This window comes from Ancylomarina sp. YFZ004, assembly GCF_054254355.1.
In genome coordinates this window covers 169,539-190,337 of the sequence record NZ_JBTCHQ010000008.1, presented here as the reverse complement: position 1 = coordinate 190,337, position 20,799 = coordinate 169,539, and the positions used below count along the sequence as shown (strand labels likewise).

Sequence of the window (20,799 nt, the reverse complement as noted above, 5' to 3'; positions counted from 1 at the left end):
AGAAAGCAGGTTTTATTATAAAAATCATTAAAACCAGATTAGGGTTTCACCTTCTTTTCACGATGTACCAATCTGAGACTTTCGAAAAAGTCAACGAATTTACGAAGTAGATCTGCCCAAAGCGTTAAGAAGAGTAGGGCCGTTCCCAACCAAATAATTGCAAGGTTGAACCAATAAGTATCTATATAGTAATTCCAGATACGTTTTACAGGCGCGTAAAAATGTGCACGCCCAAATCTAGAATCAGGATACATGAAGATAGGATCTTTCTTTTGGATAAGTGTTTGATCCACTTCAATCATTTTATTGACTTCCGTTCTATTTAAAACCAAATCAGCTAAGGCTTGGTTGTAATAGCTTTGCTTAAAATCATAAACACCATCACGACCCAATGAATCTACTAGTCGAGAGTATTGGAAATCCTTTTTGTAACCAGATTCACTGTTTATTCCCATAAAGTGGAGCTTAATGCCATCTAGGTATTGTCTTGTCTTTTCAAGGATATTTAAATTAAAGTCCAGCGGATTTAATTTAGATAAGCTAATGAATGGTTTAAAGCCAGCTTCTTCTGTTAATTGCGTTATTTCATTTCTCAGAAGATGGAAATGACTCTTAGTTTCCTTTGAATCTTTTTCGAATTCAATATTTCTTTCACAGTCGATTAGAATCGATTCTATTTTAGGAATTAGGAAAGAACTTGTGAATGCAGCATCACTCACACCTTTTTCGAAATCGAAGAAGTGTTTTTCGAATTCATTATCCTTAAATTGGGTGACAGCCATGGCCTCGTAAGCCCATCGTGTTGTCATTAAGTCTCCAATTATCGGTACATAAACTTTATTGGTAATACCACTGTGTAAATCATCGAATTTAATCATTGCTCCACCCAAAAGGAGCTGAGGAACAAGAATTAATGGGATGAGGATATAAATAGTGATGACTGAGTTTAGACCTGAAGATATATTCAAGCCAACCATGTTTGAATAACAAGATGTTGTAAAGAGAACGAGCCAGAAAGTCATTGTCATTCCCTGCACATCAAGAACATAGTTGCCTAAAAGAACAAAGGTTAAACTTTGAATGGCTGAGAGTAAAAATAAGAATGTAATCTTCGAAAAGAGATAGGCATTCCTTGAGAGGTTAAGAAATTTCTCCCTCTGAAGAATTTTTTTATCACGAATAATTTCCTCGGCACTTACACTTAAACCAATAAACATGGAAACAACTACGGCCATAAATAGAAATACGGGGTAGTTTTTATTATCGCCAAAAACATAAGCTCCAGCTGATGTGTACTTGGTGAAAAAGCCAAGAATAAAGGCCAAAAGTGGCGCCTCAAACAGATTGATGATTAAGTATTGCTTGTTGGTAAGTTTCGATAGAAAATTTCGAATCCAAAAAATATAGAACTGCTTAAGCTTTCCAGGTATCTTAAAATTACTTCTTGGTAAGCTACTTTCTGACTTTACAGGTTCAACTGGCGTATCAATATTCTGACGGTATTTCTCGTTCCACTGTTTAGCGCTTGTTCTTCGATCACGTGTGGGTTTTCCATTATCATCAATTTTCTTCGTCTCTACAATCTGAAGAATTTGTTCTGGATTTACATTTCCACAAGTTACACACTCACTTTCAGCCGCATTAACCTGAGAGTTTTGTGTTTTGAAATATACAATAGAATCAATAGGGTTACCTGTGTAAATAGGGTAACCACCATTATCCATAATCCAGAGTTTATCGAACATTTTAAAAATCTCCGATGAGGGTTGGTGAATATTGGCAATAACCAGTTTCCCTTTTAGAGTCTGCTGCTTAAGCAAATTCATAATCATCTCCGAATCAGTAGATGACAGACCAGAAGTTGGCTCATCAACTAGGAGAATAGAAGGTTCACGCATTAACTCTAAACCAATGTTTAGTCGTTTACGCTGACCGCCACTAATGAATTTGTTTAGTGGGTTTCCTACCTTCAGATTTCGAACTTCGTATAGTGCTAAATCATGTAGTAGGGTATGAACCGTTTTTAGAATTTGACGTTCTGTAAATTCCTTGAAACATAGCTTAGCATTGTAATAGAGGTTTTGTAAAACACTCAATTCTTCTATCAAAAGATCATCTTGTGGAACAAAACCGATAAGACCTTGAATGGCAGACTTATTTCTATGTATTTCGAAATCATTGATGAAAATCTCACCACTATTTAAAGGTAGATTTCCATTCAGTACATTTAGGAGGGTAGATTTACCTACACCACTTCCTCCCATTATGCCAATAAGCTGTCCACTTTTTTCAGAGATATTGAAATTGTGAATGCCATTGTGAGAATTTCGGAATCTGAAAATGGCATCTTTTACTGTAAAAACAATATTCTCCTGATTATCTTCTTTTAGAAAGATACTCGCGAGATCAGAATAGTATATGGATTTGATATTTGGCCCTTTTATAATTGAACCATGTTTAAGCCTGTAGCTTTGTCCTTTAATAATCTTATTGCCTTCAATATATAAGTTGAGCTCACCAAGGTATCTAAAAACGATTAGATTGGCCGAAGGGAAATAAAGGGTAATGAGTTTACCATACAGATTTTCACAATACAGGTGTTTGGTCTGATTGAGATCCTTTTTTTGTTCTTTTTTCATGAACCAAGAAAGATTCTCGGACCATTCAGTAATCTGATTATTTATAATCAGGAATTTACTTTTATCGTATTCTTCAAGATAATCTTCACCGATAATAAATACAATTGCATTTAGAAATTCACTTCGTTTGATATTGAAATTCTCGGCAACAATGCTGATGAATTCGAATTCACTTTCACTAACAATATCATCTTCGTAAATGAATTCCAGCAGGCGAAGTAAAACGATGAGTCGTTCTTCTTGAATGAGTTCGGAGCGAATTTTGACACATACATTGGCAGCCTCGGATAGGGAGATGATATTGGCTGTTTTTTCATGTACGCTTGATTGATATTCCATTTCTCTATGGTAAAACTCATAGTAGTTTTGGAATAAATTAAGGTATTCAACTTCATCTTGTGCACTAACGTAACGTTTAAGGAAATTATCGACGATATCTTTCCCTTTGTTAGAAACACCTTCTTCCTTAGCATTGGCTACAATGGCAAAAAGGTGCATCAGTGCATTTAATATAGATTCTCCCATTTGAAGAGTTGAATTTTTAAATTAAATTTTTCGTTCAGTATACCTTAAAATAGAATAAGCAGAACAAATCTAAAAATACAACTTATTTATCAAAAATATGAACTGCTAAGAGAAAACAAGACATAAAAAAAACTGCAATTCATCTGAATTGCAGTTTTAAATATTTTCGATAGTATTAAACTAGGATGAAGATTACTTTACGATAGCTTCTCTTAGTTTTACAACACTTGCTGTAATCTCTTCTAACTGAGGTTTAGTCATGCTACCTTGAACTTTGTCGTAACTCGCTTTTAAACCATTGAAATCAGCTAATAATGAAGCAATGTTTGGATCTTGAGATTCTGGCTTCAGAACTTTTAAAAGACGCTCTAGTGAATCTTTCTGATCAAAAATTACTTTAACGATTTCAGGGTTTGAGAATGTGTTCTCAGAAATGTGAGTTGCAATATACAAGCCCTCGATAAAACTACCACTGACCACAAAAAGAGAAAGGTTTGCCTTGCCATTTTTGTTTAAGAAAGCATAAGTTTCGTAAAATGAGTTTGTAATAATCTTAACTAACTCTTCTTTTTTATCTAGATTATTCTCTACATCGCTAACAAATGTCTCGTTGAAAGCAGAAGTGATTTCTAGGTTGTCAATTATTTTTTTAGAAGCTTTTAGAAACAACATAGTTTCTTGCTTTCTATGATATGTACTTGCGTAACTTAAATCTGCACTGTAAACACCAAGGTTTAAAGCTCTAGACTTTTCAGTAAAATACTTGTCAGCATTTTCAGTAGAATTTGAAATGCCTAAAATGTAATCAGCTCCAATTCTATTCAACATTGAAGTCAATTCGAAAGTTGTTGGAAGCGGATAAACTACATCTTTAACTTCTTTAGCGATTGCTTTTTTAAGTAATGGCTTTTCAGTTTGAGATTCTTTATTAGCTTTTTTATCTACAGGCTTACATCCTGTGATGTTGATCGCGAATATTAATCCTAAGATTATTAGGCTATAAGGGGTTGCTGTTAGTCGTTTCATTTCGTTACAATTTTATAGATCAATATGTATTCAAGTTTCAAGTCTAAATTTAGCAAAAAGGCTGTAAATACGAACTTAAATCGAATTATATTTTTCAAGTTTTAATCTAGTAATCTGAGTCTTTACTAAGATAAGATTATAATGGATTTTTTATGTTTGCTTAAGACGTTCCTTAATAAACAATGCTAGGTCATGTGAATCTTCTGAAGAAAGCCTTGCTTGTAGTTATTGCCAATAGGTAAGGTGTTGTTATTCATGTGTACCATATTACCCTCAATCGATTTTATCTTAGCAAGAGCAACAATATAGGATTTGTGTACACGATAAAATTTTTGAGTAGGGAGTAGCTTTTCGATTCCCTTTAAAGATTGATAGGTGACGATGTGTTCCGTATCTGTATAGATTTTTACGTAATCGCCTAAAGCTTCGATGTACTGAATACTATCCAGGCTTACATTGATTGTTTTTTTATTAGCCTTAACAAAAATGTATTCCATATCACCTTTAACTTCTTCTTGCTGTTCAGTTAGCTTTATTTTCTCTTCAGCCTTCTGTATCGCCTGCAAGAATCGTTGAAATGCAAAAGGCTTTTTTAGGTAGTCGAGCACGTTAAGCTCATAGCTTTCTACAGCATATTCAGTATAGGCACTAGTGATGATTGTTAGTGGAGGATTCTTATAGGTTTTTAGAAAGTTAATGCCATTCAATCTTGGCATATTAATGTCTAAAAAGATTAAATCGATCTCTTCTTCTTTAAGAACTTCCATAGCTTCCAAAGCATCTCCGCACTTACCAACCAATTCTAATCCCGAAAGTTCAGCAATGTATTTCTCCAGCACACGTTGTGCTAAAGGTTCATCGTCAATTATTAAGCATCTTAGTTTCATATTTATATTTTTTTCGTTCTAAGACTTGGTGGTCAGTCTTACATTAGCTGGCATCAGCCAACCAAATTAATCATTTTTTTAGACAATCAAGACAGTCCAATGGTTAGTGTGATTTTAAATACCTTTTCTCCTTTGTCAATTTCAATTTTATGTTTCTGAGGGTAAATCAGTTCAAGGCGCCTTATTACATTTTGAATGCCGATTCCACCACTTCCTTTTTTAGAATTACTCCAATTAGGATCGTAACTGTTTTCGATGATGAGTTCCATCTGATCTTCTTCATCGAAATTGAAGATGATATTGATAAAGCTATCTGAGTTCTTCGCGTAAACACCGTGTTTGAATGCATTTTCAATGAGCGGTTCAAAAAGAAGTGGCGCTATTTTATGTCCATCGAAATGACCATTCACAATAAAGTTGATAGGCGTATTTTCATCTAATCTAATTTTGTGAAGGCTGATATAATTTCTCGAAAAATCAAGTTCCTTATTGATGTCCACAAATTTTTCATTGCAATCGTATAAAATATAGCGCATTAAATCGGATAGTTGTAAAACGACAGTTGCTGTATCATCAGATTTATCCAGAGCTAAAGAATAAATGTTGTTTAAAGAGTTGAATAAGAAGTGAGGCTTTATTTGTGTTTTTAAAACTTTAAGCTCAGCTTCAAGATTTTCCTTTTCAATGTCTTTTAATTGGCTTGATATTTTCTGGAGAATAAACCATTCTCTGGTCAAAGAAAATATACTGGTAATCCCGACATAAATAAATGAAATGAAAAAGAAGTTGAACCAGTCTGAAAAGACGAATGTTTTGAAGCCGTCAGCTTCTAGTACAAAACTATTTAGAGGGTATATGAGTAAAAACTGAATTAAAAGTGCTGAAAGTCCTACCGTAATAAAGAGAAGAGTAAAGAATAAGAAAAAAGATTTATTCTTGAAAAATACGGGTATTAAAAACCTTAAATTGGTATAGACAGCAGCTGCAAAACAAAGATTGAAAGCTACCATCGGAGAAATGGTTTGGAGAGTGAGAACGTTTTTTAATTCACTTGCAAAAAATAAAGAGAATAGCCATAAAAGGACTGAGACAAACCAAAATATAATATGGTAAATGTTTTTACTTTTGGTCATTAATATAGGAGTTGACATAGAGAGTATTTCAAATTGCTGCATGAAATTAAAAAACAATCAGCAGTATACGAAATAAATGTCTAAATAAGATTGATTATGGCTATGAAGGAGGCTGTTTTGTACTATTTTTATTAGCTTCGTTGAAATCTAATGACTCAAATAATATGTTTGTAAAAGAGTTTTTGTTTTGGAATGTAGACACCCAATTCGATTTCATGAATGAATCGGGGAAATTGTATGTGCCCGGTTCAGAAGAAATTTTGCCCTTGTTGCAGCGTTTAACTTCATTGGCAAAAGAAGCCGATATTCAAGTTGTTAATACGGCTGATCATCATTTTACTGATGCCAAAGAATTGTCTGATACGCCTGACTTTGTAAACACTTTCCCTTCACATTGTATGGCCGATTCACTTGGAGCTAGGTATATGGCTGAGACACAACCCGAGGAACCTAAAGTTATTCAATGGGATAAGGTCTATTCTAATGATGAGCTTAAGAAGCTAACTTCATTTCGAAATCTTGTTGTATTGAAAGATGTGTTCGATGTCTTCGAAGGTAATCCGAATACTCAAAAGCTGGTAAAGTTATTAGCGCCTCAAAAGGTTTTTGTATATGGGGTAACAACGAATGTTTGTGTTGATTGTGCTGTTTGTGGATTAGCAGAACAGAATATTCAGGTCTTTGTAATTGAGGATGCAATTAAAGAGCTTCCTAATATCCCACTTCCTTTTGGAAAATGGGATGCCTTGGGTGTTAAGCGGATTAAATTTGCTGATATCGCAACTTATATGTAGATATTGAACGGGAGTCTTGGAATGCTAAGCATTCCAAAGTTCTTTCACTGTTTTAATTTTTTCGTCCAGTGGCATAAAGCCATCTAACCAATGGATTTCGAACCCACTGCGTTCCATTTTTCTGAACCAAGTCATTTGACGTTTTGCAAATTGATGAATTGCAATCTCTAATTGAGTATACATCTCTTCATAAGTCAGTTCTCCGGTTACATATTTGGTTAGGAATTTGTATTCCAGTCCATAGTAAATAAGATCCTCAGGGCTAACACCAGATTTAATTAGGCCTTCAACTTCTTGAACCATACCTGAATCTAAACGTTCTTTTAGGCGTTGTGAAATTCGACTCCTTCTGTCTTCTCGGTCAAATTTAATCCCAATTAGGAGTGGTTTAAGTTCGGGGTGTTTCATCTCAATTTCAGGATGAGAACTTATATAGCGCTCAATTTCAATAGCACGTATGGCACGTTTTTTTGTTTCCAGATCTGAATTATTATGAACGTTCTTGTATTCTCTAAGAATATCGCCTAGTTCATCCAGGCTTTTATCCATTAATGTATCACGAAAATCTTGATCCTTTGGAACGGCAATAAGTTTGTAGCCTTTTAGGCAGGCTTCCAAGTACATGCCTGTACCACCACAAACAAGAGGTAAGTGATTCCTTTTTTGAATGTCTTCGAAAGATTCAACAAAATCTCTTTGAAATTCATAAACATTGTATTTATATCCTGCATCTGCAATATCAATTAAATGATGAGGGATTTTTTGTCCATCGATTGTATATTCTTCAATGTCTTTTCCTGTCCCTAAGTCCATCCCACGATAGATCTGTCTTGAATCAGCACTGATAATTTCAGCATCAAATGTTTTAGCAAGATTTACAGCTAAACTTGTTTTTCCAGTTGCTGTTGCGCCTAGTACGACTAATAAATTGTATTGCATAAGATTTTCTTTCTTGTTGAATCGACACAAAATTACTCTAAGTTTTCTGAATAATTAGAATCATTTTCTATATTTGATCGCAGGGTCTATTCGATGGCCTCTTTTATTTTAAAATGGATTTATAGAATGCGATTTTTTTCGGCCTTAGCTCTTTTTGGAAATTTGTTAATTGATCCCGTAACGACATGGGAGAAACTATCTTTGAAAGAAGAATCAGTCAGTGATTTGCTTTATAAGTTTTTATCAATCATTGTGCTTTGTTCTTCTTTGTTTGCATTTGTAGGTATTCTTATTCAAACATCTAGTGTAGTTAGGGCTATCGTTCAGTTTATTATTGTATTTTTTTCAATGATGTTGGGTCTTTATTTTGCTGCAAAGCTTTTGGTGATAACGGCTCCTAATTTCATGAGTAAGGTACATATTCGTAGAATTTTTCAATGGACGATTTATTCTGCTTCTGTATTTGTTCTTTTCCATGGATTATCTCAACTGTTTACACCCTATTCTTTTCTAAATCAACTTTGTTTATTTCTGGAGCTTTACTTTATTCGTTTATTGTGGATAGGGCTTAGGCCGGTGTTAGCTGTTTCAGTAAATAAAAGACTCGGTTATATGTTTTTGGCAGGCATATTTATACTTGTTCTGCCTTTGATATGTGAGCGAATCCTTCTAGTGGTATTTCAGTATTTTATCTGATTTGGATCTGTTCACATGAAAGGAACATGTGTTCTGTCAATAAACTTGAGATAAATATTAACTTTGTTCCAAATTGATGCTAGCTCATTAATTTGTTAGTATTATTTTAGTCTCCCTACGAATGGTGAGGCGAAACAAAATAGAATTTAGCTTAAAATGCAAAAAATAAATATAAGAAATAAACGTGCCAGTTTTGAATATGAATTCATTGATGAATTCGTTGCAGGAATCCAATTGTTTGGTACAGAAATTAAATCTATTCGTGCTGGTAAAGCGAGTTTGGTTGATTCGTTCTGCTACTTTGCTAACTCCGAATTGTATGTGAAAGGCATGCATATTGCTGAATACAGATTTGGAAGTTATTACAATCATGAAGAGAAACGAGAAAGAAAACTCCTTCTTAATCGTAAGGAATTAGATAAGCTGGATAGAAAAACAAAAGAATCGGGTCTTTCTATTGTTCCGATTAGTCTTTTTATCACTGAAAAAGGCTTTGCAAAGCTTAAAATAGCTCTATGTAGAGGTAAAAAGAACTACGATAAACGCGAAAGTTTGAAACAAAAAGACCACAAAAGAGATATTGATCGACTGATGAAGAGTTAGTTAGACTGAAAGGCCTATTTTTATTGAAAAAACGTATCGTATCAGGTCGTTTTTAAAGACATTTAATCTATATTTGCAGTCCCATTTTCGACAGGAAGTGGGACTTTTTCTCCCCCAATAAATTATAAAAAGTCAATCAGAATAAAAATTGACTTACAGACTGGATATTAACATGATATCAACATTGTTGATAATTTGTTAATAAAATCCTAGCACCCCTATTTCACTAAGCTTGAGCTGTTAATAACTTAAATGCAGTTCTTGTTGCGATTGACTTATTAACAATTAGAAAAGCCCTACTTATCAACGATCTATTTACTTATCAACAATCCTTATTTAGAATAAGATTGAGTTTATCCAAGAAGACTTATTAATGCTAAATAATAAGAGATGTTTTGGTATAGAATATTGAAAGGCCTCTTTTTGTGGATGTTTCAATTTTCAGAAGCTTAATTAGTTTCTGTTTTTGAGAAATTATTGAATAAAAATATCCTCAAGTGTTAAATATAAATTTAGAAGAGAAGGGCTCTTCTAAAATATAAATGCGACCATAAACATCAGTTTATAGTCGCATTTTATTATCTGTGTTTTTTAATAATTAAAAGTACTGCCACCCAAAAATTCTCTCATAAGTGAAGTCGGCGGAATTTCATCATCAGGTATTGGTAAAAAGTAACTAAAGAATTTTAGTAGACGATTGGCCTCCGAGTATTCTGTCTGATTAGGTTGAATTTCTTTAAGAACAGGCTCTATATGGCTTTTCATAACGCCTAATTCATAGGGTAATGCTGAGTTAAACATGACATCAGCATTCTCTTGATATGGGAAGATATTCTTTTCTTCACCACGTCTGACAGATTGCCAACGACTAATCGTGTCAGCAGCCGAATAGTTTCTGTAGCGATGGTCGCGGACGATTCTTCGAATCAAGCGGTTGTCTGTTGAGTGAATTCGATTATGACCATCAATAGAGATTGATGTGAGGGCTGAGATATAGATCTTAAATTTAACTTCATCAGAGATGAGAGAGGTTAATTTTGGATTCAATGCATGGATGCCCTCTATAACAATGACATTTTTGCCATTGATCTTTAATTTTTCACCATCGAAGTAGCGTTGCCCCGTTTCAAAAGAAAATTTTGGCAGATCAATTTCATTTCCATCAAGAAGATCAAGTAAATTCTCATTGAAAAGTTTCACATCTAAGGCTTCGATGGATTCAAAATCATACTCACCATTTTCATCAAGAGGAGTCATTTCTCTATTGACAAAGTAATTATCCAAAGAAAGATTAATTGGGTTAATGCCAGACACCTTCATTTGGATAGCCAACCTTTTACCAAAGGTTGTTTTACCCGATGAGGAGGGGCCAGCGATTAGGATAATCTTAATCTTCTTCCATTTTTTACGAATGCGATCTGCTATTTGAGAGATCTTCTTCTCATGCATGGCTTCGTATACCTTGATTAGTTCTGATATTTTATTCTCCTCAACACTTCGGTTTAGGTCTCCAATATTTGAGATGCCTAGAATTTTACCCCAGCGCTTATATTCGCTGAAAATCTTTAGCATTTTTTCTTGCTGCAAAATGGGGTTTACTACGGATGGATTTTTTTTATCTGGAGCCAAAAGTAACATGCCATTATAGTAGTGTTGCAGATCGAATATATCAACAAGACCTGTGCATGGCAGTAAGAAACCGTAGAAATAGTCGACAGTGGTGTCAAGCTTATAGACAGAGGTGTAAAGGTTGCCACGTGTTCTAAGTAGTTTCGTTTTCTCAGTTAAACCTTGCGATTCAAATAGCTCAATTGCTTTTTCAGTTTCTATCTCATTTCTTTCAAAAGGGATATCAGCTTTAACAAGATCAAGCATTTTTTGCTTGATCTTCTCAACGCCTTCTTGAGTTAGAAGTATGTTTTTATCCTTAATTCTACAATATAAGCCATTGGATATAGAATGTTCTACACGTAAGCCCGCATCGGGAAATGTCTCTTGAACCGCTTTGTAAAGAATGAATGTAAGAGAGCGCATATACATCCTTTTTCCTGCAGGATGTGTGTAGTCTATAAACTTAATGTTCTTGGGTTTATAAATTTCGTAGGTCAGTTCTTTTAATTTGTTGTTGACCATAGCTCCTAAAACCTTGACGTTTAGAAGAGGGGCTATTTCGTTTAGAATAGTTTGAAGGCTTGTGCCTACTGGATAAGATCTTTTTTCATTAAGATCTTCTATATAGATGCATATAAGTTTTCCCATAATTAGATAGTTGTGCTTTTTTTGAGTTTCAGCTCTATCTAAAGATAGTAATTAATGGTTTTGTAAATTAATTTAACGGTTAAATTAAAATCAAAAAATGTGTTAGCAAGTTTGAAAATGGTGTTTCTGGTCTAGAAACTTTTCTATTACTGTTTGATTTTTTTCTTATTAAAGTAGTTTAGCATCAGTAAACTGAAAGCGATAACCATCATGCCGAGAATCGAGATGAGGTCAGGTGATTCGTTAGGTAATAGTAACCAACTGATACAAGCACCAAATATAGGAATGATGAATTTCCAGGTATTCAAGTTTGAGACTTTTACACCTTCGCGACCTAAAAGCCCAAACCAAATGGTGATTGCCATTGCTGATACAATAGCCAGCCAGCCCAATGCCAAGTAGTATTCTGTTGGATGAATATTCCACTGGGGATGCTCCATAGGAACAGAGATGAGTATAAGCATAGCTCCCCCAATTATCATTGAAAATGAAGCTAGAATGCGAGGGGGGATTTCACGAGTGTCACGAGCAACAACAACATTTCCCATGCTACCCACAATATTATTTAGGATCAAGATGCCGACACCCAAAGGAATGGTGGTTGTTAGAACAAAATCGGCTCTACCCAAACTAATGATACAAACGCCAAGCATTCCAAGTAGAATGGCAGATATCTTTGTCCAGGTCATCTTGTCATTTTTCATCATCAGATGAGCCATGATAGCTGCAAAAAGTGGTTGTGCACCAATAAGCATTGCGCCTAGTGCTCCGGGTAAATAGTTGATGCCGGTATAAAACAGGCCATATAGAAGGGTGGTTTGTAAAAGAGCGACTTGTACAATCAATTTCCATGATTTAGAACTTAAGCCCCGAAGTTTAGTTTTAAATTGAGGAATAAAAGGCAGAATAAGCAGCCCCGAAATAAAGAAGCGAATACCAGCAAAGTTGAGTGGTGTCGTGTATTTCAAACCAATTTTTATGGCAGCAAAGGGGGTTGCCCAAAGCAGACAGGCAACTATGGCTAAAAAACTTGTTGAAAGTAGACGTTTATTCATGTTATGACTTTATTTCGAACTATAAAAAATCCCTTCGAAGTGAAGGGATTAGATGTTGTATATTCTGGAAAATTGTTGAAGAATAACTAGCTTCTTAGAAATACATTATTCTTTTTCTCGTGACCAATAGTCGTGATAGGACCATGACCAGGATGAACTGTAACGTCATCATCCATTACCAGAAGTTTTGTTTTAATTCCTGTAATAAGATCTTCGAAATTACCGTATGGTAAATCTGTTCGTCCAATACTTTCACGGAATAAAACATCACCCGCAATAATGAATTTTTGTGCTTCGTTGTAGAACACAACATGCCCTGGTGAGTGACCTGGAACATGAAGAACCTTCAATTCAGAATTTCCAAATCGAATGATATCACCTTCGTTAATAGCATCGCCCATTGCTGGTGGCTCAATTACATTTTCAAGACCAAGACGAACGCCGTAATTAGGTGCTTCAGCTAATAGAAATTCATCAGCTTTATGTGCTTTTGTTGATAAACCGAACTGATCTTTCATGAATTGGTTACCAAACACATGGTCGATATGCAGGTGTGTGTTTAATAAATGAACGATTTTCAGTCCTTTTTTCTCAACAACATCTAATAATTTTTTGCCTTCTTCCTGATAGAAAATACCACAGTCAATAAGGACTGCCTCGCCAGTCTCATCGTGTAATAAATAGGTGTTTTCTTGCCATTGGTTAAAAACCAAAGTTTCTATAGTAATCATATGTTCAAATTTTACATTTAAGTTTCAAATTTAAGTCTAATGCTTTAATCGACAAAAGATTTCTCTCATTTTGGATGAATGTATTTTTTAGTATAGATTTTAAGAAACCAATTTAATCAAATTAATATTTGAAAAATTAGAATGAAGAGCTGAATTTCCTAGACACATTTTCGTTAAAATCTTTCCTTATGCTTATCTTTATTGTTCTAGATTGAACAGGGTGTCAATGTTCAGTTTTTTGAAAAAAATCAAATAATAAACACATGAAACGAGCCATTAGTAAATTTTTCAAAACAAAAGAATATGACTATTGGGGCGACTTCCATGTGACAAATTAAAATCAAATAATAAACACATGAAAACAAATAAAAAAATTGCAGTTGTATTAGCTGGTTCGGGTGTTTACGATGGATCTGAGATTCACGAAGCGACACTTTCATTATATGCAATTTCAAAAAATGGGGGAGAGTATCAAATTTTTGCTCCCAATATCGACCAGCATCATGTTGTGAATCACTTGACAGGTGAGGAGATGGCTGAAACCAGGAATGTTTTGATTGAAGCAGCTCGTATTGCCAGAGGTAATATTAAAGATTTAAATGAGTTTAAAGCCAATGATTTTGATGCGATTTTATTCCCTGGAGGATTTGGTGTCGCTAAAAACCTTTGTTCTTTAGCTTTTGATGGTGCTGATTGTAAGGTTAACTCAGGTGTTGAGAAAGTCTTGAAGGAAATGCACGAGGCTTCAAAACCTATTGCAGCCCTTTGTATTGCACCCGCATTAATTGCAAAGGTTATTGAAGGTGCAGAGGTTACCATTGGGCATGATGAAGGAACAGTAGGTGCTATTGAAGCCATGGGCTCTCATCATAAGCAAGCCGGACATGGCGAAGTGGTGATTGACTCAAAGAATAAAATTGTGACCACGCCTTGTTATATGCTCGACGCTACTATTGCGCAAATAGGCGAGGGTGCTGAGAATGTCGTGAAGACCATAATGGAAATGTAATTATTAATCATTTAGGAAAAAATGAGGGTATACAAAAAGTCTTTGATACCCTCTTTTTATGCGTTTTATCGTCCTGATATTGTATTATAAAAAAAATCAGAATTACATAATTCTCATGCTTAACTAAGTATTTTATTATACATATTTTGAAAATTATGACATTATGGGGAATTAATTTACTTTTAAGACCGTTTTGTTGTATTTGAAACGACTTATTAATTATTGAAAATGAAGAATAGAAATACCAAAGACGTTGCAGCGAATCATATTTATACTTTTATATTCTCGAATATAGCCTTATTTGTCGCTGTCTTTTTCTCGATAAATTCTGTGCCTCAGGTTGCAGCCATTCTCTATTCTTTGAGTTTGAATCTTCTTTTGATTTGGGTTCTGTATTATGCTTCTGCCAAAAGAAAATTAAAACACCATTCTCAATATTTCAATGATTTAACAATTGGAATGGGGATGCTTTCAGCCTTTGTATCTGCTGTTACTTTTAGTACGATCATGCTGCTTTTAAGCGATGACCAATCTTTTGGAACTCTGATTCTCTTTTTTGCTTTCTTGTCCTATGTCATTCACATGGTGATCATGAAAGCCTATTCGTGGCAGAAGGTTTTTGAAGACAAGCTAATTGCTTATAGAATGACAATAGAAGAAGAGAAAGAAAATAATGGGAAGCTTTTATCAGAATACTTAAGTGATAAAGATTTGGATAAAGCTGCTGATTACCTTGATACAATAGGAATCTATGATTCCGGAGTTGATGCCATCATTGAGAATCTAAGGAAATAAGCTATTTGCTTTTTTTAAGCTCCTCTTTTTCTAGCCTGATTGGGATCTTTCTTGGTGAGGGGATTTCGCCCTTTTTCATACGCTCAAGAATCTCTTCGACCATCCAATCCCGACTTTCAGGTTTGTATTCCGACTTTAGCGAGGTGCCAAACATACTTGCAACAGCTTGCCAGAAAAACGCTGTTGTCGATCCTTTCAACTCCTTAAGATGCTTGTAGGAGGAGCTTCCTGTTTCTCTGTCAATTAATCTCATTAATAGTTTGCCCTGCGAAATCTTCAATTTCATCATGGGTTTCTTGTAGGCTTTCATTAAACCTTTATATTCTCTTCTAATGAGTTTTCGCCTTTTCTTTTTTGACGTGATTGACTCTAGATCTTTATTGAGAACGCTAATTGTTTGATTAGCCATTTCGGCATAGGGATAAACGATTCTGATATTTCGCACAGTTCGCCAATATCTTTTAGTCGATCTGTAGTGTTTTCTTCTTTTCTTTTTTCGTGCTATTATCTTAACCTCTTTAAGGCTCACATGCATATTACTATCGAGAATAGTGATACTATCTGTTTTATAAACTTGTGCAATACTATCTGCAGGCATCCCTAAAAAGAATGATGCCAATAGTATAAAACAGATTAGAGCTTTGTTTTGCATGCGCTGATTTGAAAAAAGATTGTTTGTATCTACGAAATTACGAATTTGTTCTATTTTATGACTGACTAAATTACATTCAAGGTAATTAATGTCTTTTTTCTTTGAAAATATAATCTAAATTATGAAATGTATTTGTCAGGAGCAGCCTTTGTTTACTCACTTATTCAAATGATTTAGACTCATCCGTCAAAATAATCTATATAACAGTAATTTTTGCTTATCTATTTTGGTCTAAGTGGTTAGACGTGAGTGAATAGATTACTTTTGTCTGTTAAAAACTTTTGGGATGAAAAATCTTTTGTGCAATCCTTTTCAATACCCTTTATTTTTCTTTCTTTTGCAAAATATTAACAGAATTGTAGAACAACAAACATCAGTCGTTTAACGACGATAATTAAAACATAATAGGGCATGACTAAGTACGTAGAATTAGATGTTCGATCAGAGATTGGGGAATTAGAGGGTGTAATCCTTCACACACCAGGATCGGAAGTTGAGAATATGACTCCTGAGAATGCTGAACGAGCTCTTTATAGCGATATTCTTAATCTTTCAGTAGCACAAAAAGAATATAAGCAGTTAAGTGAATCTTTGAAAGAGATTACTCAAACGTATCAGGTAAAAGATTTATTGGCTGATATCCTTAAGGATGATAAGGTTAAGGAAATCGTTATTGATAAGATTTGTAAGATTGAGCCTGAAATTGCTGTAAAAGGAAATACGTATTGTATTAAGGATACTTTGTTAGATCAAAATGCTGAAGAATTAGCTTCATTATTGATCGAAGGTGTGATCTTAACGCGTGATAACCTAACTAAATTTTTAAGCAAAGAGCGTTTTGCAATGCGTCCGCTTCACAACTTCTTCTTTACTCGTGATGCATCTATGTCACTTGGTAATGAGGTACTGATTGGTAAAATGGCAAGTGCAGTTCGTGACCGTGAGTCATTAATCATGCAGGCTATTTTCGATTACACTCCAGGTTTCAAAGCGAAAACGGTGAACCCAATCGAGAATCCAAACATGGATCCTAATTGTACGATTGAGGGTGGTGATGTTTTAATTGCTCGTGAAGATATTTTAATCATTGGTAATGGTGATCGTACTTCAACTCAAGGTATTGATTTTATTTTGGCACAACTACTTTCTCAGAAAGAAGAGAAGCCTCGTCATATTTTAGTACAAGAATTGCCATCTCATCCTGAGTCGTTTATTCACCTTGATATGGTGTTTACTTTGCTTGATAAGGATAAGTGTATGGTTTATGAGCCATTGATTATTCGTCCAAATAAATACCAAACGGTTCATATCACAATTCAGGGAGGTAAAGTTGTAAATATCAAGAATGAGAACAACTTACTACAAGCGCTTAAGAAATTAGGTATGGAGCTTAAGCCAATTTACTGTGGTGGAACAAAAGAGCCTTGGAACCAAGAGAGAGAGCAGTGGCATTCAGGTGCTAACTTCTTTGCTGTAGGTCCTGGAAAGGTTGTTGGATATGCTCGTAATATCTACACTATGGAAGAAATGAACAAGAATGGTTTCGATATTATTCCTGCTGACGATGTAATTAGTCACAAGGTAAACTTGGCTGACTACGATAAGTATGTGATTACGCTCGAAGGATCAGAGCTACCTCGTGGTGGTGGTGGTGCTCGTTGTATGACTATGCCTATCCGTCGTAAAGCAGTTAACTGGTAAGCTAAACGATATATTTTAAAGAAAGCCTTGTAGATCTATGATTTGCAAGGCTTTTTCTATTTATAGACTTGCTATTCCATTTTGATTGCAAAGGATGTAAGACATCCCCAATTCTATTTTGTATTGCTTTTGTTCTATATTCTTTGGAGTTTGTTCACTCTTTCCCACAGTAGATTTACGCCAATATTTGGCTTTAAAGTCTTGTTCTAATCACAAAATAGCTTCTCCATCCATGGGAAATACATTTTTGTGATAGATGATATTCATTTCATAAGAAACCACCAAGGCCCCGTTATTACTGATGTTTTGTCTGTTTTGTGACTTGTTAAAAATCAGCACTCTATAATATAGAATACATCTAAGAGGTATGTACTTTGCAATGCTAGGTAAGTTTATTTATATTTGTTGACACGAAATCAATAATTGTTGTACGACCGCAATAAAAGGAGTCAATAAAATATACCCATCATGAACAAGAACAAATCCAAAGAGTACGATGTGATAATCATCGGGGGTGGAGCCACCGGTGCTGGGACGGCACGAGATTGTGCAATGAGAGGATTAAGTGTTTTACTTGTAGAGCGTCATGATTTTGCCACCGGGGCAACAGGACGAAACCATGGTTTGTTGCATAGTGGGGCACGTTATGCTGTAACTGATCCTGAATCAGCTTCAGAATGTATTAAAGAGAACATGATTTTGCGTCGTATTGCAAACCATTGCGTTGAAGAGAATAATGGATTATTTCTAACCCTTCCCGAAGATGATATCGCTTTTCAGTCTCAATTTGTGGATGCTTGTACAAGTGCAGGAATTAGCAATGAAATCATAGATCCTGATTTAGCTCGTCGAATGGAACCTTCTGTTAATCCTAATCTGATTGGTGCTGTGAAAGTACCTGATGGTTCTGTAGATCCTTTCCGTTTGACCATGTCGAATGCCTTGGATGCAAGACTTAATGGTGCAGAGCTTTTAACACAACACGAGGTGACGGGTGTGATTCGTGAGCAGGATAGAGTTGTAGGTGTTGAGTTAATCAATCACAATAATAAAGATAAAGTAAAGCACTATGGTAAGATCGTTGTAAATGCTTGCGGAATTTGGGGACATCATATTGCTAATCTTGCAGGTGTTAATATCAATATGTTTCCAGCCAAAGGTTCCTTATTGATTTTTGGTCACCGCGTTAATAAAATGGTGCTTAATAGATGTAGAAAGCCAGCTAATGCAGATATCCTGGTACCGGGAGATACCATTTGTCTGATTGGAACCACATCAGAACACATCCCATACGATCAAATCGATAATATGTTTGTATCCAGGGATGATGTGGATGTGCTTATTCGCGAAGGTGTGAAGCTATCTCCAGCATTGGCTACAACTCGTATTTTACGTGCCTATGCAGGTGTTCGCCCTTTGGTTGCAGCTGACGATGATCCAACAGGTCGTAGTATTAGCCGTGGCATTGTACTGCTGGATCACCAGAAGCGTGACGGGCTTTCAGGTTTCATTACCATTACTGGTGGTAAACTGATGACTTACCGACTGATGGCTGAAGAGGCAACTAATTTAATCTGCCAAAAACTTGCTGTTGATAAGCAATGTGAAACGGCAGAGATAGCCTTACCGGGATCAGAAAAGAGTGATTTATCCATGGAGAATGCTTCTAAGAAAATATATTCAGGTTTAAGTATTGCTCAAAAATCGGCGCAAGACCGTCATGGATCTTTGGCATATAAGGCTTCCAATGGAGGTGATAATGATGAGGCATTGGTGTGTGAGTGTGAAGGCGTATCTATAGGTGAGGTGAAGTATGCCATTAATGAATTGCATGTTAATAACCTGATTGATTTACGTCGTCGTACCCGTGTGGGTATGGGTACTTGTCAGGGCGAGTTGTGTGCTTGCCGTGCCGCAGGATTGCTTTGTGAGTCGTTGGAAGAAGCTGGCAGAGCAAAAGATGATTTGGCTAATTTCCTTCAGGAACGATGGAAAGGGATGTCGCCAATTGCTTGGGGAGATACAATTAATGAAGTTCAGTTTACTTCATGGATTTATGAAGGAATTTACGGATTGAAAGCAGATAACAATTAAGAAAGCATTAGTATGAAGTTCGATAACATTATTATAGGAGGTGGGTTGAGTGGACTCACATGTGGCATTAAGTTGGCAGAGCAGGGAAGAAAATGTGCGATTGTTTCATCTGGGCAGAGTGCCATTCATTTCTTTTCAGGTTCTTTCGATTTGCTTGGTCAAGTGAATGGCGAAGAGGTAAGTAATCCGATTGTGGCAATGAAAAGCTTAGCGGATACTCATCCCTATAAGCGCGTGGGAATTGAGAATGTTTCCCGTTTGGCAGAGGAAGCGCCTCAATTATTGGACCGCGCAGGCTTGAGATTTTGTGGCAAGGCAGATCAAAACCATTTTGTATTAACCCCTATGGGTATCATGAAACCAACATGGTTGACCCTAGATGATTTCACACGTTTCGATCAAAAAGATAGCTTTCCATGGAAGAAAGCGGTGATCTTAAACTTTAGTGGCTTTCTTGACTTTCATACTTTGTTTATTAAAGATGGTTTGAAAAAGTTAGATGTGCATGCACAGATTAAGAATGTTTCGATGAAACAGTTTGAAGCCATTCGTAAAAACCCAAGTGAGATGCGTTCTACCAATATTGCTAAGGTATTCGATAAGGGAGATGCACTAAAGGAATTTGCAGAAAAAGTAAATCTGTTGAGCGAAGGATTTGAAGTGGTTGTTTTGCCAGCAGTCTTTGGTCTGTTTAATAAAAAAGTTGTAGAAGATCTTAAGTCTAAAATAAATAAACCGATGGTCTTGCTTCCAGCTATACCGCCTTCAGTTCCAGGAATTCGTAGTCAGATACTGCTTAGTCAGCGCTTTCAGGAACTAGGTGGAACTTTTTTTATGGGAGATAATGTTGAAGAGGGCAATTTCGAGAATAATAGACTATTGGATATCAAGACCAATAACCATGGTGATATAAAGCTGGAAGCTGACGAGTTTATTCTGGCTAGTGGGAGTTTTTATAGTAAAGGAATTGTGGCCACTCACGATAGGTTATACGAACCTATTTTTGGTTTGGATATAGATGGTGATACCGATCGTGCAAACTGGTTAGATGAGAAGTTTTTCAATGATCAGCCCTATATGCATTATGGTGTAAAAGCCGATAGCAATTTCCGTGCTTTGATGAAAGGACAAACCATAGAAAATTTATATGTAGCAGGTTCGGTACTTGGAGGGGCTAATGCCCTAAAGGAAGGCAGTGGAGCTGGTATCAGTTTATTGACTTCGCTACATGTAGCTGAGCAAATTTTAAAATAACAGGACG

17 protein-coding genes are annotated in these 20,799 nt (G+C 35.5%); 8 read left to right on the top strand and 9 right to left on the bottom strand.

Annotated elements, in window-relative coordinates:
• Positions 1-38: 38 nt before the first annotated feature.
• The 4 genes from ACXR6G_RS13745 to ACXR6G_RS13730 form a co-directional block, all read right to left on the bottom strand.
• On the bottom strand, positions 39-3,164 hold the full coding sequence (locus ACXR6G_RS13745; RefSeq protein ID WP_458362012.1) for an ATP-binding cassette domain-containing protein: 3,126 nt from the start codon (positions 3,162-3,164) through the stop codon (positions 39-41).
• A 192-nt stretch (positions 3,165-3,356) separates the two neighbouring features.
• The gene (locus ACXR6G_RS13740; protein ID WP_458362011.1) at positions 3,357-4,190 is read right to left on the bottom strand and encodes a hypothetical protein; all 834 of its coding nucleotides are present in this window, start codon (positions 4,188-4,190) and stop codon (positions 3,357-3,359) included.
• A gap of 185 nt (positions 4,191-4,375) precedes the next feature.
• Positions 4,376-5,077: a LytR/AlgR family response regulator transcription factor gene (locus tag ACXR6G_RS13735; RefSeq protein ID WP_458362010.1), complete on the bottom strand. Its 702-nt coding sequence runs from the start codon at positions 5,075-5,077 to the stop codon at positions 4,376-4,378.
• 86 nt (positions 5,078-5,163) lie between these two features.
• Positions 5,164-6,087, bottom strand: coding sequence for a sensor histidine kinase (locus ACXR6G_RS13730; RefSeq protein ID WP_458362009.1), 924 nt, complete (start codon positions 6,085-6,087; stop codon positions 5,164-5,166).
• Between the two features lie 287 nt (positions 6,088-6,374).
• On the opposite strand from ACXR6G_RS13730, the gene ACXR6G_RS13725 reads away from it, so the two are divergent.
• Positions 6,375-7,004: an isochorismatase family cysteine hydrolase gene (locus ACXR6G_RS13725; protein WP_458362008.1), complete on the top strand. Its 630-nt coding sequence runs from the start codon at positions 6,375-6,377 to the stop codon at positions 7,002-7,004.
• 24 nt (positions 7,005-7,028) lie between these two features.
• Here the strand turns inward: ACXR6G_RS13725 and miaA are convergent, their stop codons facing one another.
• Positions 7,029-7,943, bottom strand: coding sequence for a tRNA (adenosine(37)-N6)-dimethylallyltransferase MiaA (gene miaA / locus ACXR6G_RS13720; RefSeq protein ID WP_458362007.1), 915 nt, complete (start codon positions 7,941-7,943; stop codon positions 7,029-7,031).
• 126 nt (positions 7,944-8,069) lie between these two features.
• Between miaA and ACXR6G_RS13715 the strand changes: the two genes are divergently transcribed.
• Positions 8,070-8,639 (top strand): hypothetical protein, encoded by a 570-nt coding sequence (locus ACXR6G_RS13715; protein ID WP_458362006.1) that lies wholly within the window; start codon positions 8,070-8,072, stop codon positions 8,637-8,639.
• Between the two features lie 156 nt (positions 8,640-8,795).
• On the top strand, positions 8,796-9,242 hold the full coding sequence (smpB, locus tag ACXR6G_RS13710; protein WP_458362005.1) for an SsrA-binding protein: 447 nt from the start codon (positions 8,796-8,798) through the stop codon (positions 9,240-9,242).
• A 591-nt stretch (positions 9,243-9,833) separates the two neighbouring features.
• On the opposite strand, the gene ACXR6G_RS13705 is transcribed toward smpB, so the two are convergent.
• From ACXR6G_RS13705 to ACXR6G_RS13695, 3 genes are all read right to left on the bottom strand, one after another.
• Positions 9,834-11,501, bottom strand: a complete 1,668-nt coding sequence (locus tag ACXR6G_RS13705) for a nucleoside kinase (protein ID WP_458362004.1) — start codon at positions 11,499-11,501, stop codon at positions 9,834-9,836.
• Positions 11,502-11,647: 146 nt separating this feature from the next.
• On the bottom strand, positions 11,648-12,556 hold the full coding sequence (locus tag ACXR6G_RS13700; protein ID WP_458362003.1) for a DMT family transporter: 909 nt from the start codon (positions 12,554-12,556) through the stop codon (positions 11,648-11,650).
• A gap of 86 nt (positions 12,557-12,642) precedes the next feature.
• Positions 12,643-13,287, bottom strand: coding sequence for an MBL fold metallo-hydrolase (locus ACXR6G_RS13695; protein ID WP_458362002.1), 645 nt, complete (start codon positions 13,285-13,287; stop codon positions 12,643-12,645).
• Positions 13,288-13,642: 355 nt separating this feature from the next.
• On the opposite strand from ACXR6G_RS13695, the gene elbB reads away from it, so the two are divergent.
• Complete coding sequence (gene elbB / locus ACXR6G_RS13690; RefSeq protein WP_458362001.1) at positions 13,643-14,296, top strand: isoprenoid biosynthesis glyoxalase ElbB; 654 nt, start codon at positions 13,643-13,645, stop codon at positions 14,294-14,296.
• A gap of 228 nt (positions 14,297-14,524) precedes the next feature.
• Positions 14,525-15,091, top strand: coding sequence for a hypothetical protein (locus ACXR6G_RS13685; protein WP_458362000.1), 567 nt, complete (start codon positions 14,525-14,527; stop codon positions 15,089-15,091).
• A gap of 1 nt (position 15,092) precedes the next feature.
• On the opposite strand, the gene ACXR6G_RS13680 is transcribed toward ACXR6G_RS13685, so the two are convergent.
• A complete protein-coding gene (locus ACXR6G_RS13680; protein WP_458361999.1) occupies positions 15,093-15,743 on the bottom strand; it encodes a DUF4294 domain-containing protein in 651 nt (216 codons plus the stop codon).
• Positions 15,744-16,154: 411 nt separating this feature from the next.
• On the opposite strand from ACXR6G_RS13680, the gene ACXR6G_RS13675 reads away from it, so the two are divergent.
• The 3 genes from ACXR6G_RS13675 (at position 16,155) to glpB (ending at position 20,792) form a co-directional block, all read left to right on the top strand.
• Complete coding sequence (locus tag ACXR6G_RS13675) at positions 16,155-17,444, top strand: arginine deiminase (protein WP_458361998.1); 1,290 nt, start codon at positions 16,155-16,157, stop codon at positions 17,442-17,444.
• 468 nt (positions 17,445-17,912) lie between these two features.
• A complete protein-coding gene (glpA, locus tag ACXR6G_RS13670) occupies positions 17,913-19,538 on the top strand; it encodes an anaerobic glycerol-3-phosphate dehydrogenase subunit A (RefSeq protein WP_458361997.1) in 1,626 nt (541 codons plus the stop codon).
• A 12-nt stretch (positions 19,539-19,550) separates the two neighbouring features.
• On the top strand, positions 19,551-20,792 hold the full coding sequence (gene glpB, locus ACXR6G_RS13665) for a glycerol-3-phosphate dehydrogenase subunit GlpB (protein ID WP_458361996.1): 1,242 nt from the start codon (positions 19,551-19,553) through the stop codon (positions 20,790-20,792).
• Positions 20,793-20,799: the final 7 nt, after the last annotated feature.